Source organism: Pseudoselenomonas ruminantium (assembly GCF_900113715.1).
Classification (GTDB): domain Bacteria; phylum Bacillota; class Negativicutes; order Selenomonadales; family Selenomonadaceae; genus Selenomonas_A; species Selenomonas_A caprae.
This window is the reverse complement of record NZ_FOQK01000001.1, coordinates 73,382-95,828: the sequence shown is the minus strand read 5'-3', so window position 1 is coordinate 95,828 and position 22,447 is coordinate 73,382. Positions and strand designations below refer to the sequence as shown.

General features: G+C 53.1%; 8 protein-coding genes. All 8 read right to left on the bottom strand.

Features of this window, described 5'->3' with window-relative positions; genetic code table 11:
* Positions 1-9,266, bottom strand: a 9,266-nt coding sequence (locus BM181_RS00400; protein ID WP_075441412.1) for a two-partner secretion domain-containing protein, incomplete at its 3' end; no start/stop codon positions are given.
* Between the two features lie 68 nt (positions 9,267-9,334).
* Positions 9,335-11,020 carry a ShlB/FhaC/HecB family hemolysin secretion/activation protein gene (locus BM181_RS00395; RefSeq protein WP_075441410.1) on the bottom strand — a complete coding sequence of 562 codons (1,686 nt, stop codon included), beginning with the start codon at positions 11,018-11,020 and terminating at the stop codon, positions 9,335-9,337.
* Positions 11,021-11,397: 377 nt separating this feature from the next.
* Positions 11,398-12,387 (bottom strand): restriction endonuclease, encoded by a 990-nt coding sequence (locus BM181_RS00390; RefSeq protein ID WP_075441408.1) that lies wholly within the window; start codon positions 12,385-12,387, stop codon positions 11,398-11,400.
* A gap of 89 nt (positions 12,388-12,476) precedes the next feature.
* A complete protein-coding gene (gene addA, locus BM181_RS00385; RefSeq protein ID WP_075441406.1) occupies positions 12,477-16,391 on the bottom strand; it encodes a helicase-exonuclease AddAB subunit AddA in 3,915 nt (1,304 codons plus the stop codon).
* Positions 16,357-19,947, bottom strand: coding sequence for a helicase-exonuclease AddAB subunit AddB (addB, locus tag BM181_RS00380; protein WP_075441404.1), 3,591 nt, complete (start codon positions 19,945-19,947; stop codon positions 16,357-16,359). The genes addA and addB overlap by 35 nt, the downstream gene beginning before the upstream one ends.
* A gap of 71 nt (positions 19,948-20,018) precedes the next feature.
* Positions 20,019-20,996 (bottom strand): phenylacetate--CoA ligase family protein, encoded by a 978-nt coding sequence (locus BM181_RS00375; RefSeq protein WP_075441402.1) that lies wholly within the window; start codon positions 20,994-20,996, stop codon positions 20,019-20,021.
* A 37-nt stretch (positions 20,997-21,033) separates the two neighbouring features.
* The gene (locus tag BM181_RS00370) at positions 21,034-21,822 is read right to left on the bottom strand and encodes a CheR family methyltransferase (RefSeq protein WP_075441400.1); all 789 of its coding nucleotides are present in this window, start codon (positions 21,820-21,822) and stop codon (positions 21,034-21,036) included.
* A gap of 129 nt (positions 21,823-21,951) precedes the next feature.
* Positions 21,952-22,395, bottom strand: a complete 444-nt coding sequence (locus BM181_RS00365) for an Hsp20 family protein (RefSeq protein ID WP_075441398.1) — start codon at positions 22,393-22,395, stop codon at positions 21,952-21,954.
* Between the last annotated feature and the right edge of the window lie 52 nt (positions 22,396-22,447).

The following is a 22,447-nucleotide window of genomic DNA, read 5'->3' as shown; positions in this document are numbered from 1 at the left end:
TTCGGCGTTGGCCCTATCGGTTGATTGGGCTCCGGTTGCGGCTCTACCGGCTGCTCCTTCGGCGTTGGCCCTATCGGTTTATTAGGCTTCGGCTGCGGCTCTATCGGCTGCTCCTTCGGCGTTGGCCCTATCGGTTGATTGGGCTCCGGCTTATTTGCCGGCAAGCCGCCCGATGTGATTTCCAAGTCGCCCGGCACATAGACGAACCGATAGTTATCCACGCTCGTTCCCTGGAAGGTCCAGTCTTTATCGACATGGATGACACCTGCATAATCGCCCTGTCCGGTTGCCGGCGTGATGCCTGCATCATAAGACAGCGTAACATCTGCCAGCGTATCGCCAAACAACAAGCCCCGCGTCGTGCGGCTGTCGCCGCGCTCTACCGTGTAGGCTTTGACCACCGGATTTTCCTCCCCGTACTTACGTGAAGCCGAACCAGCGGTGATGCGTACTTCACGCGGCGTGACCGTCAATTTGCCCGGCTCAGCCGTTATGCTGTAATCCGTGCTCCAGCTCACGCTGTCTTTGGAAAAGCCTGCCTCCTTGACTTGCATGGAGTAGTCACCAACGTTTGCTTTCTCATCAGCTGCCGAAGTTATCGAGAAGTCCGCGAAGGAATCGCCTGCCAGCAGGCTGTCATAACCAGCTTCATCAACTGCATGCCCCGCAACTTTGACTACATCATTGGACTGGCCGAAGACGCGTGTACCATCGTCTACGCTTACCTTGACCCGGCGCGGCGTAATCGTCAGACGGCCGTCTTCATAGACAAATTCATAATTCTTAGCCGCAAGATCGCTGTCCTGGATGCCAATGGCATAGCTGCCAGCATGCACAGCCCCTTGGGCATTTTCCTGCCCGGCATCCTTTGTCCTGCCATACTGGATCTCACCGGATGCTTCAGCAATCTTGGTGATATCCTGACCAGGCAGGAAGCCCTCATAGGTGACACCATTGCCGCCAGTATAGGAAGTTCCATCGTATTTGCGGCTATCATCCACCGCCTTTACTACAACCTGTTTCTTGTGAATGACAAGATTGCCATCCTTATAGATGATGTGGTAATTCTGGGCCTTTCCTGGCGTGATGGTTCCGCCCGCGGCCTTTATAGTGCCCGCATAAGTGCCAGCATCGGTCAGCGCGTCGATTCCCGTCACATCCTTGCTGATGGTCACCGCCGAGAGCGTATCGCCATTAACCAGGCCAGTATGCTCTTCTGCCGTATCGACGGCCGCACCGACCGTATAGCCAGCACGGCCAACCGGTTCAAGCTGATCATTCTCCTGCCCATAGACGCGTTCATAATCTGCCGCCGTGACAATGACATCACGCGGCGTAACTTTTAAGACACCATCCGATTGCGTGATGTCATAGTTTTTGGTGACATCTTCGCCATTTTCATCCAATATGGTCACTTTATTGACCGTTACGGCTGTGGTCTCACCGACATTCTGGTACTTCTGCCCCGCCATCTGGATATCCAGCCGCGACTGCTGGCCATCAGCCAGGCTGCCGCCGGTTACGGTCCCGGCCACCGACGACGGATCGTCGGTACCGTAGACTTTCTGCACATCGCCAGCGCTCACTGCCAGCTTGCGCTTGTCAATGGTAAGTGTACCATCCTGATAGACGAATACATAGTTGCCATTGGATGTAAGGTCGCTGTCCTGAATGCCAATGGCATAACTGCCAGCATCTTTGGCACCTTCGGCCGACGGTTTGCCAGACTGTGCCGTACCATAGCGGATGCTGCCGCCCGTAATGATGCCTTCCTTGAATCCCCCTTCCGCATTTTTGTCTTCTGTATAGATATTTTCATAGGTCACCTGACCGTTGCCATTCTCATTGCTGGTATATGCCTTACCATCATATGTCTTCGTATCATTGGCAGCGGTTACCGTTACGGTACGCGGTGTAATCTTGAAATCAATATTGACCGTAGCGTTGAGGTTATTGTCTCCCACGTATTCGATCTGACGGTTCTTCCCGGCAATGCCGCCTTCCTTGGCGTTGCCATAAATGGCCCCAGCGGCCGGCCCGCCTGCTGTATTCACAGCTGTTGCCGGTGTCAATTTATCATCCCACTTATAGGATTTATCCGGATTGTTGCGCAGATCTTCCAGCAGCTTAGCATACTTTGCCTGCTCCGTTGCCGTGCCCTTATGCTCCTTATCGGCATTTTCTGCCTTGAACGCATCGCCAGTGATGAAATTCGCATTTCCGTCGCCGTAAACGCGTTCCGACGTCACATTGACAACAAGCGGCTTCGTATAGGCAATGACATCCTTATCCCAACCATAGTCCTTGCTCTCCGGGTTCTTGACTTCGGAATTATCTTTCGTATTATAACGGATACCATCGGGCACAAGCGTACCAGGATTGTCGCCTTCCGGACTATCCGTATGGATAATCCAGCGCTGCGAATCCGGCGTCTTTATCACTTGACTGCCCGGATTGGTATTTTCATTGATGAAATGACCTTTGCCTGCGTCAATTGTCACGCCGCCGGACGTAGACTCCAGGCTGCCGGACGAGTCAATCTTGATGCTTCCATCCGTCTGGACCGTAATCGTCTCGCCCTGGATATGCCCCGTGATGGTTGTCGTTTCTGTTGTCTTGCTGCTTGTTGACGTGTTATTCTTGATGTCAATCTTCTTACCCGTCACATCGCCGATTTCTTGGATGTGGTTTTCGGAATTCGTCAAGTCCACGTTGCCACCAGCGGCAATCGTCACTTTATCTGCCACGAGGCCGCCACCATTTTCCTGCTGGGCGACATTGCCCTGGGTCTTGATATTCACTACGCTCGGCTTCGTACCATCGGCTTTCGGCACTTCAAAACCATTGACAGAAATATTTCCCGTGTGATCTTCGCCACCAAAGTTGATTTCATTGAAGCCATGGAAGATCGAGGTTTCCGTGGTCGTATCGGTATCGAACCATTCCTTATCGATATCGAGGCCAGACGTGCCCGTCTTGCCGATATGGATTTCTCTGTCCTTATCGAACGTATCGAGCGTCAGCTTACCACCCTGGGTGGTCTTGATGCTGTTGCGTCCCTGGCTCGTATCGTTGGTCAGGCTGTTCGTCGTGATGTTGACATTACCCGTAGTCGTTTCGATATCGGCCCCGGAAAGGACGACATTCTGGCTGCGGATGTTGTAATCTTTCTCGCCAAAGGACATCTTGCCGCTGATTTTTACTGCGGCATTGGAATTCTTGTACCCTTGGATGACATTGACCGTATCCTCAAAGGCAATACTGCCAGACTGTTCATAGCTTCCCTGGCCGTCACCGCGGCCGATATTGATGGCATCAAAACCTTTCGCAAAAATACGCGTCGTCGAGGATGCGTCAAAATATGACGAGTCAAGATAGAGCGCATCTGCCGCAACCTGACCATTAAATGTACCGACTTTGATGCTGCGGTTCTCATCCAGCGTCTTGATGTTTAGCTGACCGCCTTTCACAGTGCCCTGCGTGCCAGTCATGATGGTTCCCGTCGAAGAATCGCTGGCCAGTTCGACTTCATCAGCCGTAATGCTGATATCACCGCTTTCGGTCTCGATGGTACTCGTGCCATTCATCTTGAACTTCTGTGCCATGAACTCGATCCCATCGGTACCGGCCAGATGGATATGCGTCTTGCCGCTGATGGTCGTCGTCCTGGCCTTCGTCACTGCTGTCTCAAAACCAGAGCGAACGGTCGTTGGATCGAGGAAATGCAGATCCGTCGAAGAATCGATATGCGCATCGCCATAACCGCCGCCCAGATAAATATGACGGAACCCATCCTGGATAGCTGGATTCTTATCATGGCCGGCAAACCATTCCGACTTGATATTGAGGGCACCGGCGCCATGATCCTTGATGGCATTGTCGCCGATATTCAAGGCGACGCCTTCCGTCTTCTGCGCAATCGTCAGCTTGCCCTTGCCCGATAGCTTGGCATCGCCAGCGATATCGAACTGGTCTGTTGTGAGCTCGATGTCACCACTAGTCGCCGCGATTCCCTTGACGCCATTTACTTCGCCGGCCGTCAGCTGCTTGCCTGCGGTTTCTTCCAGCGACAGGCTCCTTACATTGGCCGCGACCGTACCGATGGTATTGTCGCCCGTAAGCTCTACGTCACCGCCAACAAAGGCAACACTCGCTGCCTGCAGGCCGCTGCCGGTAATCTTGCCCTCCGCGCTGGTAGTCAGCGTAGTCGGCTTCGCCAGTGTACCACCGCTGACCGTGATGCTTTGCTGCGTGTCGTTGCCGATGGCAAACGCACTGAACGTGTCTGCAAAGGCACCCGTGCCATTGAGCAGCGCATCATAGAGATTCAAGCCACCAGCCTGAGCGTCTTTGGTAATATGGATAGCCGTCGTGCCATCATAAGTCGAAAGCCCGAGCGTCCCCGTTCCGCGGATGGTATTGCCAGCTGTGCCCGTAAGTTTACTCAAATCATTCGTATAGATGTTGAGCTGGCTAGCTCCGGCAGGGCCACTTTGGGCCTCAAAACTGCCGCCGTCCGCATTGCGTATGCTGCCAGCCTTGAGCGTCACCGCCTGGCCAGCCGCCACGCTGTTTTTGCCTTGGAAGACGATGGCCCCGCTGCTGCCATTCTGCAGCGTCAAGCTATTTTTAAAAGCAACGCTATCAATCGTCAGGGTACCAGTTCCCTTTTCATTGCCCAGCGAAAGCTCCGTAAAGCCAGCCCCAAAGACACCGCCATTGATATCTGCAGCCGTGACATGCAAGCCATTTTCCGCCGTAGTCAGTTCGTTTTCCACAAACATCTTCGCCGCAGCGCTTTTCGTAGCCAGCGTCAATTTGCCTTTGCCCTCGATATTGGTCACGCTGTCCGCACGATCCACCGTCAGCTTGTCCGTTTGCAAGGTAAAGCTGCCAGCACCGCCATCGATCTTGGCGTTGGTGCCCAATTCGAGCGCATCAGCCGTCAGCGTAACGCCGCCCTTGCCCGCAGCTGCGCCTGCCATCTCAGCCTTGGCTTCGATTTTGGCACCAGCAGCCAGCTTGACTTCCTTTGCCGCAGCATTGACAACCGTATTGGCGCCATTGATGGTAAGCGTCTTGCCCGCTGCCACGTCAATCGTACCAGCAGCACTATTCAGCGTAAGCTCCGTCGCCGCCGCAGGATCTGCGCTTCCCAGCGTAACATCCTCGACAACATGGATGCCTTTGGCTCCAGCAATCTTAACCGATTTATCGATACCGCCTGCATAAAGATAGACATTCTCCTTCGTCGTGATGCCAAAATCGCTGAAACCTGTCAGGTTGGAATTGACCGTACCATAGCCGATTTTATACCCATTGTCTTCAGCTGCTGGCATGGCAAAATCCGTACCGCCCAGATAGATATTCTTTCCTTCCGGCGTCGTGATATTGAGCTTGCCCGAACCATTGATAACACCTTCGCCCAAATCCAGGCTGTCCGTCAGATTGAGATTGAGGTTGTGATTCTTGATATCGGTCGTGCTGTCCTTATCCAGCTGCAATCCCGTCGCATGAACCGTCAAGTCGCCACCGACGATATTGCTATCAGCAAACTCTACTTGATTCTCCGTGCGCACCGTCGTCTTCGAGCTGAAGTTCGTATGCTTGATGATGACCTTGCCCTGCTGCGAACTGCCATCCTGCTCATCAGTCCGGCGGCCAATGATAAGCTCGCCATAGGAATTGCTGAATGCGCCCTTGGCAAACGAGTCGCTATCGATATTCATAGCACCCTCATACTCCTCGGTGTCAATGGCAATCATCTTATTCGCCGTAGTCGTATAGAGCTGCACCTTGCCGCTCGTCGTCACCTTGCCTGTGCTCGTCCCTTTGGCAATCGAATCCGCGGAAATCGTGATATTGGCACTGCCGGCATCGATCGTCCCCATGGTCAGCTTTTTATCGGCATCCATGGTAATCTTGACACTGCCGCCTTTGGTGGTGATTCCTTCTTTCTTCACTACCTTCTCAGCATTGCGGTCTTCCACCTGGCCAATGGTCATATCTGCGCTGCTGTTTACCGCCAGCGCACCGGAAACGTCAGCAGCCAGGTTCTGGATTTCATTGCCTGCTCCCGTAAGGTCGGCCTTGCCGCCCTGCAGCAGCAGGGATTCGGCCTTGATACTTCCACCAGCTTCCTGAATGCCTTCTTTTGCCGCCAGCACCAGCGAGTTTGCTTTGACCGTTCCGGTAACCGTCGCCGTGCTGCCGGATTTTACCGTCAGATAAGCCGGTGGCTTAGTAATATCCGCCAGCGTTACAGCACCGCCGCTTTCCGTGCCAATGACGACATTCTTAAACGTATCGCCTATCTTTTGGAGGCTTTCATCCGTTATATAGCTGGCAGCATCATTACCGCCAATCGTATAGGCATCTGTACTTCTGCACGAAAAAGACAAAGTACCCGTATTCTGCGCTGAAAACGCGCCCGCCAGCGTCAGCTTATCTGCCTGGATAGCGATATCTGCTGCCCCGGCTTCCAGCACACTGCCATTTTCCAGCTGAAAACCATCCGCGCCCTCGGCTGTAAAGGCCATATCTTTGCCATTTGACGATAGCTGGCCCGCAACCGTTATGGAGCTGCCGGAGGTAAAGGATACCGCATCTTTTACGTTAAGCGTGCCGATACGGATAGCACCGGTATCCTGGCTACCAAACTGGATAGCCGAAAAACCGGCAGCAGCAAACCCAACACCTGCTAATTCCACATCGCCAGCAGCACCACCCACACCGAAACTCTTGCCGGCCGTCAGGGTGTCAATCGTAAGTTTCCCCTTGCCCTGGATGGAATCGTCCGTCAAGGCAAAGGAATCCGCTTGCAGTGCAATATCGCCCGCAGCTGAGCTTATAGCCCCCGCCACAGAAGTCAAAATCCCGCTGGATTTGATTGAAATATCCTTCGCCGCCGTCAACTTCATATCCTCAGCGCCCAGCGTCATCGGCTTCATCGAACTCGTGCTGGTATTGGTGATGTCAAAGCTATTGGCCTTACCCTTGAGGATGGCGACATCCGTACTTAACTGGACATCGCCTTTCGTTTCCACATCAAGGACCTCTGCGGTGACCTTGCCAGCCGCTGTGCCTGTGATTTTGTCACTTGCCTTCAGCGAAATGTTCTTATCCGACGTAAGCGCTGCCCCGACGGCAATCGAACCGCCATACAACGTCAAATCCCCCGTTGTGCTGACCGCACTGCCGACCTGAATCGTACCAGCATTATCTGCCGCACCAATCTGCGTCGTTGCAAAGCCGCCACCTAACAGGGCATTCGTTATATTGAGCCCCACGCCGCTACCCAGTGATATCGCAGCATTCTTGGTTTCGGTCTGAATGCTAAGGGTACCTTTATTGCCATCAGCATCCGCTGTACTTGTTATCTTGCCTGTGCCTTTTGCCGCATCCATCGTGAGCTGCATATCCTTGGCTGACAGTTCACCATCATACGCAAGCCCATTGCCACCCTTTTCATTATGCGCCAAGATGGCGAGCTTGCCAGCGCCAGCATATACCTTGCCGGTAATCTGGACACCATCGGCATTTTTTTCATTGGTCGCACCATGCAGGGTGATATTGCCGCCAGCCGTCGTTATCGTGCCAGCCAGCTGAATGCCGCTTTCCCCGGTTACCGTTGCCCGGGCCATATCATCGGTATTGCCGCCATGGAAGTAGACACTTCCCCCGTTAGTCGTAATCGTAGAGTCTGCAGCCTGCTTGATCTTGCCCCCCATGAACGTACCACCGTTGCCGCTGTTGGACTTGAAGTCAAGATTCAGCTGCTCGCCCGTGATATCCTTGTTGATGATGATATCGCGAGCCGCTTCCAGCGACAACGTCGCATTCTTGCCGCTGCTCTGTATGCTGCCATTGATGGTGATGTCGCCATTGTCACCACCAGCAGCCGTGCCCGTCGAGATCTTGACATCCGTATTGGCCTGCAGCGCTGCATTCACCACGGTATTGGCTATCTTCGAATCGCTTTTCGCCGCCGTATAGCTATTGCCATCTACTGCATCGCCTGTGCCGCTATCCGTGATGGTCACATTGTAGGGATCGAGCAGCCACTGTCCATTTGCGCCCTGTTCACTTGCCGCCTCAACATGACCGGTAACAGACAATTCATGTCCCGACGTCTCGACACGTCCACCGTCGCCAGTCCCTTTGCCTTTGGCAAAGATACTGCCATGAAAATCCGTCCGGCCATCCGACCAGACAGCGACCTCACCGCCATTGCCGTTAGCCGCCGTCGCATCAGCCTTGATGGCAGCGCCTGCTTCCACCGTGACCTGCTTGGCATGTGCCAGCTCGCCGCTGCCCTGCCAGCCGCCGCCGATTTCCACCTTGCCGCCATCGTCACCGCTGGCATCGATGACGCTGCCAGCTTTTACGTTTACCGTCGCTGCCGTGACAGCTACCTCACCGCGCTTGCCGGCAAGACTCTGGGCCCGCACGATGCCCTCCTGGTTAACGACGGAATCCGTGAGTTCTTCCCCCGCTGCTGCGGACATGAAAACCAGACCTCCGTCGGCTTCGACGAGGCCCTTATTCGTCACTACATGCTCTACTGCGTTCTTACTGGGGACAACTGCTACCTTGCCATCCCCATCGAAATCCAGCGAAATCGCTTCGCCAGCTGCTAACGCAGCCGTGCCCTTCTTGGCCACGATGATACCATCATTTTCCGCCTGCTGGCCGAGCAGTGCCACCAATCCCTGATTCTTAGCAATAAGTTCCCCCTTATTGATGATCTTGCCGCCGTCCTTCTGGCTGACAAAAGCATACTGGCCAGCCATGAAATCGGCATTACTGATCTGCAGCGTTGACGCCACCAAGGAGCCAACATTGACTTGCGCCCCAGGTGCAAACAAAATCCCGGCGGGATTGACGATGAACACGCGGCCATTGGCCTGCAACGCCCCCATGATTTGCGTCACATTGCCATCCATGACGCGATTCAGCAAGGCAGCCTGGCTGTTTGGCTGGAAGATATTGACACGCTCATTGGCGCCAATGTTGAACGACTGCCAATTGATAATTGCATTCTGTGACTGCTGGCGGATTGCCATTTCGGCATTCTTCTGCGCAATCTCTGCCGCACCGGCAGCGACTTGTCCCCCCTGCGGCAATGCCCAGCCATGCTGGCTGCCGCTGATCATCATGGCACCTGCTGCCACGACCCCTGCACCACGGCGCAGCCCCTGCGTCAGCAGATGCTTCTGCTTCAGGCGCCGCTCTGCGGCACGACGCCGCTTTCTCGTTATACGCATGAAATAAACTAACTCCCTTTATCCTTCTCCGGCTTCATGCCGGAATACTTTCTCTATCGTCTACGGTATCAAAAGAATTTATACAGCTGGAACCACAACCGGCCATTCGCATCATTATCGGACTCAGCCTTTTCTGCCCCGAGCTTCCAGGCGTAATGGAGGCGTGCTGCCCAGTTGTCTTCATGGCTCCAATTGACGCCAATGCCTGCGCCGTATAGGCTGCGGCCATTCCCCCGGCCTGCGATGCGGCTGTTGCCATCGTGGTACGAATCCACATGACCGCCATCGGCAAACGCGATGAGCTGCCAGGTATTCTTATCGCCTTCACGCTGCGGGATATTCCAGCGCAGTTCCGTCGTCCAGCGCCAGCCATCATCCCCCGCTGCCTCGCCAATCGGATATGCCCTGACACCATAGGGGCCGCCCAAGGACATCTTCTCCGAACTATCCAGATTCTTCTCCGCCCACTGCCGCTCATAGCTCAGCCACAAAGCCAGCCGGTCATCGATGCGCTGCAGCCGCGTCAGGCTCAGATTATACTTGCCAAAATTCCCCGCAGTATGTGCACCATCGCCTGCGCCCTTCCCACGGATTGCGTCCAGGCTGCGCTGTAAATCATTCTTTATCGTCAAATCGCCGTGGGTGTACGTAAGTGACCAGGTATTTTTACCACCGCTGGCCCATGTATCCAGACTGTCGCCATGAATAGACAGCGACCAGCTCTGCGTTTCCTTCGGATTGTTCAGCGAAGCATAAGCATCCGATTCCGAATCAAGCTGCTTCCAGTCAAAACGCAGCGTCCCATACCAATTAGCCTTGCGGCTGCGCTTGAAATTATGCTGCCACCAGGCACTTACCACATCAGCCGTTCCTGTCATGCCAAGCGATGACAGCTGATCGGACAATGCATAATGTGACTTGCCATAGCTGATACCGAATTTGTTGCCCTGGCTCAGGATTGGCGTCACATAAGACACCGAGCCGCTCCAGGTATCGCCGCCATGATTGGTCATGACGCCACCTGCGGATAGCAAATCGCCCTGACGGAACGGGCTTGCGTAGTTAGCAAACATACTATATTGATACGAACCAGTATAGCGGTAGCCGCCATTGTCGAAGCCAACATAGCCCCACATCCGCTTGCCTTTCGGTTTGACATGTACGATCAGATCGGTCGTTCCCGTTTTTTCTCCCGCCTGCAGCTGTGTTTTTACCTCCAGCCGCTGCATATCACCAGCCAGCCAGACACCACGTTCCAGCGTCTCACGTTCTACCGCATCGCCGGCTTTGATACCCATTTCACGACGTACCGCTTCATCCGTTGCATATGACTCATTCTTGACGATTACGCGGCCATAATGCCCCGGCACGATCCGCATCTCCACCGTTCCATTTGCAAAGCCCTGCGGCGGCAAATAGACCGTGGCTACGAAATGCCCCCGCTCGCGCAAATATTTCTGCACTTCTTTCGCCTGTTCTTCAAGCTGCTTCAGTGTCGCCAGCTGCCGGCGGTGCCTTTGCAACAGCTGCTGCAGCTCCTCTTCGCTCACAGGATTCTCTCCCGAAAATACATAACGGGCAACCACTAACGACGGTTCTACCTGCTCTGCCGGTTTCCCCACGGCAGAAGACAAGCCCGACGAAAGTCCCAGCAACACAGCACTGGTAAGCACACCAGCCGTCATCTGCTGCCATAGCCTTCTTCCCTCACGCCTGCGAATATGTTTTGCCTGTCCACGAACATGTCTGCCCATGCAACGTCCCCTCTCCTAATCTCTTCTCTTACCCATCCTGGATGGACTTCTGTTTATATTTATAGTCCTTTCCGCCTCCACACACAAGGACGTATGTCCTCGCAAAGACCGGCCGAAAAAAAGACAAAGTACACGTTATTCTATCATAAAAAAAAATTGTGCACAAATCTTGTCCAATGCAACTCTACCTACACACCTCTCTTGGATAGCCTCATATTCACCAGCCTGTGCTAACCAATAAAAAAGGAAACGTGGCCCGGGCAGATGTAATCGCCCTGCTCCACGTTTCCCCAGCACAAGCCTATCGACTATTGAATCATTTAAAGGAAAATCACTTGTTTCTATTGGAAGTAAAAGGAACATTTTGCCATAATGGTCTACTCTGATTTCATTACAGGAATATAGACCATCTTCAAAGGAATCATCTTTTTATATTTATCGCTCAAATCATCGTAATATTTCAATATCAATTCTACCAGCTCTGTACCATTTATCCCCCTAATTATCGGCGTGCGTTCAAGATACTTATGCGCATTTTTCGTATAATTGGAAAGTGTAACAAACAATCCGTAATCGCCTTCACGCATGGCTCCTTTTAAGGATTGAATCGTTGCCTCCTTAATGTCGCTGTCCTGACTCTTGACCTGAACTAAAATCCGTGGTGGTAATTCATCCTTATACGCAGTAATATCTATACCACTATCTCCGCCATGAGGAGATAGTATTGTCCGATATCCCATCGCTCCTAAAAGATCAGCCACAAACTCTTCTAAATCATAGCCTTTTAATTGACGGCTTAGTTCTTTTAGTATAAAGTCTTTCGTACTTTCAATTATATCATCAGCCGTTGCACCAACACTATCGTCTTCTGCCTCTGCACTAAAGAGCTCGTTTGTCTTCTTATTCAAAGCTCCCATAAACTCTTCTACATAGTTCTTCACACTGAAGAAACTCATAGCTGAACCAATTTCATACAGTGCCCCCTGTGAAAAGACCGTCCGCGGTAAATGTTTCAGCCACTTAACTTTTCTAGTCTGCACATATTCTGCCTGCGCAGAATCATAACTATACGCACCTTCAATCACACCAATATTCACTTCGCGGTTAATCTTGGACGGAAATACAACATAATCTCCTATTTGGACTTCGTGACAAAAACGATAAAGCATTCCTGCACTAGTCGCAATGCTCCCCTTCTTAGCATTAGGATAAACCTGCATATATTTTTCTTTAAAAGCCTCTCTTTTTGCCTCCAGCAAGGTAAGGTTTCCCATCTCTGACCAGCCTATTGCAATAATACTATCTTTAAGGAACAGATTATCATTCAAAGTATGTATTCCCCAAAACTTACTTTCCTCAGTTGCCATAATTGTATCAACCCCTTCTAAAAATATCTTTTCAGAACAATTTGCTTTCGGCAAAGGCTTTGGCTATGGCTGCTGATACTTTTCCTTATTCATTTTCCCGTTTCCTTTAGCCTATCCATAGCCACGAAACTGCCATTTTGCAGCAGATAGAGATACGTTTTGTCTACCTTTCGGCCCAGGATGGCCTCCACAGCCTGACGATACAAATCCAGCTGGATCTGATAGCGCTGCCGGATGCGGGCCGCATCGGTCAGCCTGTCGGTCTTATAGTCAATGAGGATTAATTTTCCGTCTGCCGTTTCCACCAGCAGGTCAATAACCCCCTGTGTAAACAGCAACTCTCTTTCCTCCTGCACTTCGGGATAGAAATCTTTTGCCCTAAGCATCCGGCTGAAGGGCAGTTCCCGGTAAACCGCGGGAGCTGTCAGCACCTGCTGCCCGATTTCCGACTGGAAAAAGCCCTGGATGCCCTTAATATAGACAATTTTTCCTGCTCCTTCCGGCAGGATTCCCTTGGCTTCCAGCCCAGCCACCTGCCTTTTGATGCCAGCAAAGCTCAAATCGCCATGGAAATCCAGCCGCTGCATTACCGTGTGCATGATGGTGCCCCGCTCCATCGGCGAGAGTCTTTTATCCTGTTCCTGCATAAAACGTGGCCGTGGCCAAGCGGCTTCCTCCACGTTTGACAAGTCAGAAAGTGACTTGTCAATTTTTGACTTGTCAATTTCTGACTTGTCATCCTCGAAAGCTTCCTGTTCGCCTTCCTCATTCCGTACAATCAATTGACGGGCATTAGGCAGATCATCGTCCCATTCCTGGCTTATGGCAAAGCGCCGCTTTATCTCCGTTACCGTAAGCTTGGCTGGAACGCTCATAAGGCCCCGATCAGGATAAGTCCAGTCCAGCATAGCCTCTACCGTTTCCCTTTCCGGAGATGCCGGCATCGGTTTTAGGGCAAGGGCAGCCTGCAGTAGTTCATCCTGACTGCTTTCCGCAGCTGCCGTTTCGCTTACCTCAGCTGCAGGATAAAGATTTATCTGCAGCTGGGCCGCAGGCTCCAGCTCCTGTTCCAGCGCGCAGTCCTCGCTAATCCCCGCCATTTCCCGCAGCGTCTTTCCTGCACTATGACGGCTCAAGGCTAAGGCCACCCAGTCAAGGTAACTATCGGCCCCCATAATGACAAAGTCCGGCAGCTGCGCCTCCTTCCTAGCCACATAGCGGCAATAGCCTTGGGCTTTTTTCTCAGCACTTTCCTCAGCGATAACGCCAGTCAAAATCAATTTTTCACGGGCGCGAGTCATGGCCACATAAAGGATACGCATTTCCTCCGCCTTGGACTCGGCGCGGATTTTGGCCGCTACCGCCTGCCAGGGCAGGGATTTATAGATCTGCCGCCCCACCTGCGACCGCTCGGCAATGCGCACACCAATTCCAAGTTCCTTGTGCAGCAAGAAGGTGCCCGTAGCATCCCGCAGATTAAACTTCTTAGCCATATCCGCAACAATGACCACGGGAAACTCCAATCCCTTGCTGCGGTGGATACTCATGATGCGCACTACGTTTTCGCTGGCCCCCAAAGTACGGGCCACCGATAGATCCGTATCCCGCTTCTTGAGATTTTCGATAAAGCGCAAGAAACGGAAGAGTCCACGATAATTGCTGCGCTCATACTCTGCCGCCCGATCTGCCAGCATGCGCAGATTGGCCTGACGCAAAAGACCGCCTTTAAGACCGCCCACATAATCATAGTAGCCGGTCTCCCGATACAAGAGCCAGATAAGTTCAGGCACACTGTGGCTTACAGCGTAGCTGCGCCATTTGGCCAGTTCTGCTTGAAATGCCGCAGTGCGGGCCGCAAGTTCCTGCGGCATTTCGCTGTCCACCGAAAAGCTGGCCAGCAGGCCATCATACAAATCGCCCGTAGCCGACGCCAAACGGATTTTGGCCAGTTCCTCCATGGAAAAACCGCCAATCGGCGAAGCCAGCACCGCTGCCAGCGGAATATCCTGACGTACATTGTCGATGACTGTGAGCAGGGCCAGCACCAGCCGCACCTCTGCCGCCTCAAAGTAGCCGCCATCTACCTCCGCATAGGCGGGAATACTGCTTTTCCGCAAGGCTTCGAGCAGGATGCTGGCCTTGCCGCTGACTGCCCGCAGCAACACTGCAATATCCCGGAACTCCAGCGGACGATAGGTATCGCTGTCTTTATCGAGGACCATATAGCCCTGCTCCATCAGCTGGCCGATGCGCCTGGCGATATAGGCCGCCTCCAGTTTGAAGCCGGACAAATCCTCGGTATCCTCCTCACTAGCATTTTCCGCCGATACTGTCTTTTCCTCCGGACCGCCCCGCAGGACCAAATCCAATTCCATAGCACCATCCGTCCCGGCAAAGCTATGCGTATGAGCAGGATAATCCTTGCCAGGATAAAGCTTGCTGTTGACATCGTATTCTATTTCAGCTGCCCCTCTGGTCATGATCTGGTCAAAGATAAAATTAATCGGCGCCAGCACCTCTTCCCGGCTGCGGAAGTTCTGCTTCATATTGATACGCTGATTCTTATCTTCTGCCGCTGGTTTTTCGGGGAAACTATCGTACTTGGCCTGAAAGAGATAGGGATCGGCCAGACGGAAACGATAGATGCTCTGCTTCACATCGCCAACTGTAAAGCGGTTGTTCTCGCGGGCAATGAGATTCAATATAGCCTCCTGCACGCCATTGGTATCCTGATACTCATCCACCATGATAGACTTATATTTCTCCTGCAAGGAGCGCGCAGCGGGACTGGGCATAACCGCCCCCGCTTCGTCATAAGCACAGAGGATTGCCAGCGCAAAATGCTCCAGATCGTTGAAATCCAGAATGTTGCGCTCCCTTTTCGCTTCCTGCAGCGCCCTGCCAAAATCCAGCGCCAGCTGCACATAAATCGAAGCTGTCCGCTGGTTGGCCGCAATATCTTCCGCAATCTGGGCAGCTTCCTGCCCCAGATAATTATCGGCAAATTTTTTCAGGGCTTTCTTTACCGCGTCCCGCCGGCCGTTAAACTGTTCGCGGATGTCCGGATAGAGATTCTTGAGATCGTTATAGATTTTTCCCCGCATAGCCTTCCAGGAGAATTTGCTGACCTGCCGGACCAGTTCATCCCACGTTTTTCCGCTGGGATTAGCCTCCAACACGTTAAAGGCTTCGCGGATGGCATCGAGCCCCGCCAAATCCTGCTGCATCAGCTCAGCATAAGGCTGCCAGGCCGCAGACAGGGCCGGATCATCCTGCCCCTTGCCCAAGGCGGCGGCTTCCTCATACTGGCTGATAACTGCCAGCAGGCTGGCCCGCATCTCCGGCACTGCCGCAGCCAGCCATGGCGAATTGGCAAGGTTCTCATCCTGCCTTGCCTGCTGGCTATGCAGCCACTTTTCCGGAAAAGGCTGGCTCTGCGCAAAAGTATGAAGCCTTAACACCGCCTGCTTGACTTCCTCGTCTCCCTTTTCATCGCCATAATCGTCCATAAAGGAAATAAAGCCCTCCCAATCGGGCAGTTTTTCTGCTTCCAGCGGGCGTTCATATTTTTCTGCCAGCATGGCTTCCAACGTATCGTTTTTAAGGAGCACTAACTCCTGTTCACTGGCCAGACGGAACTTTGGATCTACCTCCAGGGCATCGATATGCTGGCGGATAAGCCGCTGGCAGAAGGAATGAAAGGTGCAGATATCGGCACCAGTCAATAGTACCATCTGCCGTTCCAGCCGGGCAGCAATTTTCCTGTCGGTTACTGCTGCTAATTCCGTTTCCAAAGCAGCCTCAATGCGCTCACGCATCTCGGCCGCCGCCGCGTTGGTGAAGGTCACCACCAGCAGTTCATCCACATCCAGCTCGCCCGCAATGAGCTGGCGGATAATGCGCTCCACCAGCACCCGGGTCTTACCGGAACCGGCGGCAGCAGCCACCAGGATGTTGCGGCCCCTGGCCTCAATGGCTGTCTGTTGGTCCTTGGTATATGGCATGAGCTAAATCCTCTCTTCCAATCTTTTCCGCCATACGGCGTTCCATTTCTTCCTCATCAAAATTGCTCACCTCATGGTAGGCAAAACCTGCAATATCAGGCTCAAAACCGCAGAGCACCCGGTAATTGCAATACGTGCAAGCCGTGCGCTTGGGATTTTTGTCATAGCGGCACGGACTTATGCGGATATCCCCGCCCAAAATAGCACGGCCAGTGTCCTTCAATATGTAGTCCACATACCCCAGCATCAGTTCAAATTCCTGCTGGGTGCGGATATAGTGGCCTTTGACGGTGTTGCTGTCCAGCTCCCCATCCTTTTTTGTCTGCGGCTTGATATGCTCCAGCTCCGCATCAATGCTACGGATTACTTCCATATCCGCCAGCACCCATCCAGGCATGGTGAGCTTCTTTTTGATTGCCGCTTGCATTTCCTCCGTGGTCATCCGCCGATCTGTGACTATGCTGGGATTATGGAGCAGCGCATAGAGAATCCCCGCCGGCAGCCGCTCCGTTCCCTGCTGTTTCAAGAGCTGCTGCCCTACCAGCAGATATACCAACAGCTGCAATTTGAGCCCATAGTAAACTTCAAAGAGATTGATGGCGGCCTGGCCGCTCTTGTAATCGAGAATCAAGAAATAGGGATTTTCCTGATGCACATCCAAACGATCAATCTGGCCTTTCAAGGACAAGGAAAAACCGCCCCCCAATGGCAAAGGTGTCAGCTGTACCCGGTCGCCGCCATGGCCAAAGCCTTCCTCAAAGTAAGCAGGCTGAAATTCCGACATAGCTGCCCAGGCAGAGAGATGATTAACCGCCTGCAGGGCCGTGTCCGCCATACGCCGCTTGTAATGACGATAGTCGGGACGGCTCAAGAGAATTTCACTCTGCAAACGCGGCGCAATTTCCTCCACCAGCTTCTGGCAGATTTGTCCCCGTTTTTCCCAGGGTACATCCTGCCAACGATGCTGATAATCACGCGCCACCATTTCCCCATATTCCCGCAGGACTTCATGGAGAAGCTGTCCTAAGTCCATCTGCCGGAACTCATAAGTACGCCGTTCCTGCAGTTTGAGGCCATAGCTGGCAAAGTGTGCAAAGGGACAACGGCGGAACTGCTCGAACTGAGTCACACTGCCCCGCAGGAATTTTCCCCGCAGGAAGATTGCCTGCGCAAGCTCCGGAGATATTTCTCCTACGGGAGCTAGCGGCGCTAACCCCGCTAGTGCCAACTGCAGCGGCCGCTTTCGTTCTGGCTGATGCAAGGCCCAGTTATAAACATCCTGCCAAAAAACATCCATCTTCCCTTCGTCCCGCCGCCCCCGCAGCGCACTGGACAGCCCCGATAGCGCCGGGCCGGGAGCAGCCAGCTGCAGCATATCGTGACGGCCCAAAGTCTCCAACGGAATCGATAGCAGTTTGAGCTTAGGGAAACACTGCCTTAGCTTTCCCACCAAAGCAGCGGGCTGCAGGCCATTTCCCTCAGCATCAGCCAAAGCATAGGACACCCAAAGATACTCGCTGGCTTCATTAAAACCGCGGTAGAGCAGGAAGCGCTCACCAAAGCTGCGTTCCTGTCCCCCGCGGGATATCATGGGCGCTTCGCCTTCCTCCCCGGGCATTTGCGCCAAAGCCTCGGCCAGATGCAGCCTGTCCGCATCGGTAAACATCCCCGTCTCACCAATACGCCGGGGCATGATCCCAGCATTGGCCCCCAAGATATAAATAGCTCTGGTGCCCGCCAGGCTGTTCTGGTCAAAGGATGCTACTGTCACATAGTCAAGCCCGGGCGGAATCAAAGACAGGCTCACGGCATCCAGGCCATCCCCGAGCACTGCCGCAAAATCACTAAGGCTCATCTTTTCCTGGCCGCTGATTTCCACCAGCTGATCGAAAAAGTCCATGATGTCTTCCCAAATCTGCCGGTGTTCGGCGGCATCGGCCAGGCGCCCTTCAGCTTCGGCCATTTCCTGCCACTTTGCCAGATGAGCAGGCACCTCCAAGTCTATCAGCAAATCATAAAGCGCCGTAACTTGACCGGTCACATCTTCTGCCTGCCGGATTGACTGGTCAAAGCGGGAAAGCGCCGCCACGGCCTGCCGCCGCAGGCCATCCACCAACGCCAAACGCTCCTTGGTCTCCGCGTCGGCTTCCTCTGTCTCTTCCTCCAGCGAATACCGCCGGTGCCAGTTCCAATCCGCCTCTTGCAGCCAACGCTTGCGGCCCCGCAAACCAAACTCCAGCACATAATTTTCCAGCTTATCGACATCCTCACGCACTAACGGGAAAAAACCTGTGCGCAAGCAGCGGAAGATGTTTTCATAATTCCAGCCTCTCTGCACCACTTCCAGCCCCGAGCGCAAAAGCTCCGCCAGCGGATGATGGATGCTCTGGCGCTTGCCATCCTGAAAGAACGGAATGCCATAATCCTGAAAAACCAACGGCAAAATGCCATCATAATCCTCGGCATTGCGGATAAGGATGCCGATTTCCCGATAGCGGTAGCCTTCCTCCCGCACCAGCCGCAGGATGTCTGCCGCTGCCGTCTCAACCTCAATACGACGGTTGGCAGCCTCCACGAGCCGTAATCCCTGCGGTACTTCCTCACTGGCATCAGCCTGGCTGAATAAATTTTTCTCAAGCCAGCTAAGCGCAGGATTCTTAGCGCGATGATTCTCTGTCAACAAGGTTACCGGCTGCCCAAAAACAGCCTGCTCCGGCACAAAACGCTGCATGAGCCGGCAAATACTTTCCATAGTGCGGTAAGGACGGTTAAACAGCCCCGTCTCGCTGGTATTCTCCGTCAGCTGGAAGTTCACCTGACCACCAGGCAGATTTTCTCCCATCATCGGCAGCGTGATATGGACTTTGGCTGCGCTGGCAAGGATTGCGGCCAACACATGCATCTCTTGCGGATTGAAAAACACAAAGCCGTCAATCCAGACTTCAGCGCCTTGCATAAGCTCGGCCTCAGGAATCTTCTCCGCCAGTATGTTCATCAAATCTTCCGCATCGCTTTTACGTCCATCCATGGCGGCAGCAAACTCATCCGCCAAAGTGCTGAGCTCCCGCACCTTGCCCGAGAGACGCTCCTGGCCTGTCCCTACCATGTCTGCGGCCTGCCGCAAAGTATCCGTAGAGAGCCGATAACTCTTCATCTCCTTGATGGCATCCGACAAGGTTTCCGTAAAGCCCCGCTGACGTGCCGCCCGGGCAAAGACCGTCAGATCCTTGTCCTTCTGGTGCTGAAGCAGCAATTTTTGCAGGAGCAGCCGCCGTCCCACGTCGCTGATACGAGGCAACTCCCCGCCAGTTTCCATTAAAATCTGCCGGGCAAAGCGGCGGAAACCGAAAACATAAGCACGGAAAAAGCCCTGGCCATTTTTCTCCATCATGGTAGCCAGTTCCCGCTCCACCTTATAGGTCATATGCTCGGGCAGCAGCAGGATAAGCGCGGGCCCCAAGGGCTCCTGCTGCATCTTTGCGCGCATCGCCGCCAGACAGGCCTGGGTCTTGCCCGTGCCTGCGCGGCCAATGATGAAATCTAGTTTTGCTGTCATGATAACCTGCCTTTGTCAATAGCAACCACAAAAGAAAGGACATATCCCCTCGCAGGAATATGTCCCTTTGCTTACATAAAAGAAAACGGTGTCGTGACACGACGAAGTGTCCGGCCGCAGCGGCATTCTTCGGTCTCCATCATCACGGCCTGTCCGGTGCGGTAGCGTATCAGCGGCATGGCCTCATTCATGAGGCTGGTAAGCACCAGCTCACCCATCTGATGCGGTTCCGTTACCACCTGGTCGCTGTTGAAGGCCACAATCTCTGGATAATAATAATCTTCCTGGATATGATAGCCGTTATGTGCCTCACAGGGATACAGTATACCTGCCGTCCCGAGTTCCGCCGGTTCATAGAGATTGAACACCTGCGCCTTGGTGCGATCCTGGATATGACGCTGCATCGGATTCTGCACCCCCTGCGTATTGCAGCAGATGACACGGTTCAGCGGGTAGTCCACGATGTTCTTGCCCGTTGCCTGCAGCTGGATGATCAGCTGCATGATGAGCTGTGGCGTGCTGACCAGGGTATCCATGCTCATAAGCTCCATCAGACGGAGCCATTGCCGGTAATCTGTGCCCATCGGCACCACCGTCGAGCCGATCAGCTCCAGCGCATACTGGATGTCCAGAAGACGGCTGTCAGACATATCGCCCTGCAGGGCCACAATCGATGCATTTGTGATGCCCGCAGCCACCAGGCAGCGCGTCATCATCTCGACATTATGCGCAATATCCCCATTGGTATAGAACTTGGTGATCTCGCCGGTTTCCTGCTGCATCACATTGAAGCGCAGGATCCCCGAAAGCGGCATCGTCAAGATATCAAGCGAATCAACACGATACAGCATATTTCTTTCCAGGAACGGCAATTTGGCAATGTCCGCAAGACTTTGGATATCCGCAGCGGATACGCCCTTTTCCGCAAATTGTCTTTGGTAGAAAAGGCTCTTCTCCTGCGCCCATTTGATTTGCTTCTTCAGCCGTTCGAGCTGCAAATCCTGCAGCTTCTCTCTATCCAGTTGTTCGATCTGTTGGTTCGCATACATGTCTTAGCTCCGTTTGACTTTATTGTTTATGTTTTACCTACGCTAACGGTTTCTGGTAGAAGAACGGCTGGAAGCTGGTATAGCCCAACTTGCGGAAATTGAGGATGGCCTCAGTTGCACCGACAAACAGGATACCGCCCGGTTTCAGGGCCTTGAAGAAGTTCGCATACAGCTGATCCTTGGCCTCTTCTGTGAAATAAATGACGACATTGCGGCAGAGAATGAGATCAAATCCTTCCTCAAACTTGTCTTTCAGGAGATTGTGCCGCTTGAATTCGATGCAGCTCTTGATTTCCTGTTTGACCGCGAACTTATCACCCTCGACCTTATCAAAATACTGTGCCCGGCGCTGCGGCGTCATTGCCTTGATTTCGTTGTCCGTATAGATGCCCCGTTTTGCCTTGGCCAGGATTTCGACATCCAAGTCGGATGCCAGAATGCGATGACGCGTATTCGGCGTCATCTCCTTCATGATGATTGCCAGCGAATACGGCTCTGCACCGATTGAACAGCCTGCACTCCAGATATTGAGTTTTGGCGAACGCTTGAGCAGATCCGGAATGACGTCTGTTTCCAGCTTGCCGAATTTCTCCGGCGTACGGAAAAATTCCGATACGTTGATTGTCAGATACTCGATAAAAGCAGCGAAATCATCCTTATCCTTGGCTGCATTATCAAAATATGCACTGTAGGAATCCATACCAGCGCGCGTGACAAGATTGCCGATACGGCGCTTCATCTGCGGCTCTTTATATAGATCAAGATCGATTTCCGTCTTCGCCTTCAGTTTCCGTTTGAATTCCACCCAGTCTTTTTCATCCATCATAGATAGTCCCTCCTATTTCCTCTGCCAGTCTTCCCCGCGGGAAGCCTTCCGATACTACATCTCTCACCGTATATTATTCCCGCTATACCACGAAAATCCTGCCAGGAACAAGAGGAACCGTAAAATATTTTAATCGATATCGAACACGGTGCGGTTGTCGCGTTCTTCTTCCTTCGGCATCATGATATGCAGGATGCCGTTCTCATAGGAGACACTGACATCCTCCTTCTTGATGCCGTCGATCAGGAAAGTGCGTTCAAACTGGCCGCTGCGGCGTTCCCGGCAGAGATATTTCACCTGCATCTCGTTTTCAGGACGTTCGGCCCGGATGCGCAGGTAGTTGTTGTCGTCATAGGAAACGTTGATCTGTTCTTTATAGAAGCCTGGCAACTCGGCAAACAGCTCATAAGCCGTCTCGGTGTCAATGACATCGACGCGGAACGGCGACAACGCGCTGCTGACTTTCCCCATCGGATTGAACGGCTGATCTGCCATGAACTCCAAGGCCTTCTCCAATACTTCGCGTCCACGCTCAGCATTTTCCCGCAGATTGAAAGGTATCGTCCGGAACATAAAAATCGCCTCCATATATAGACTACATGTTACTGTCAGTTCTATTATAGAG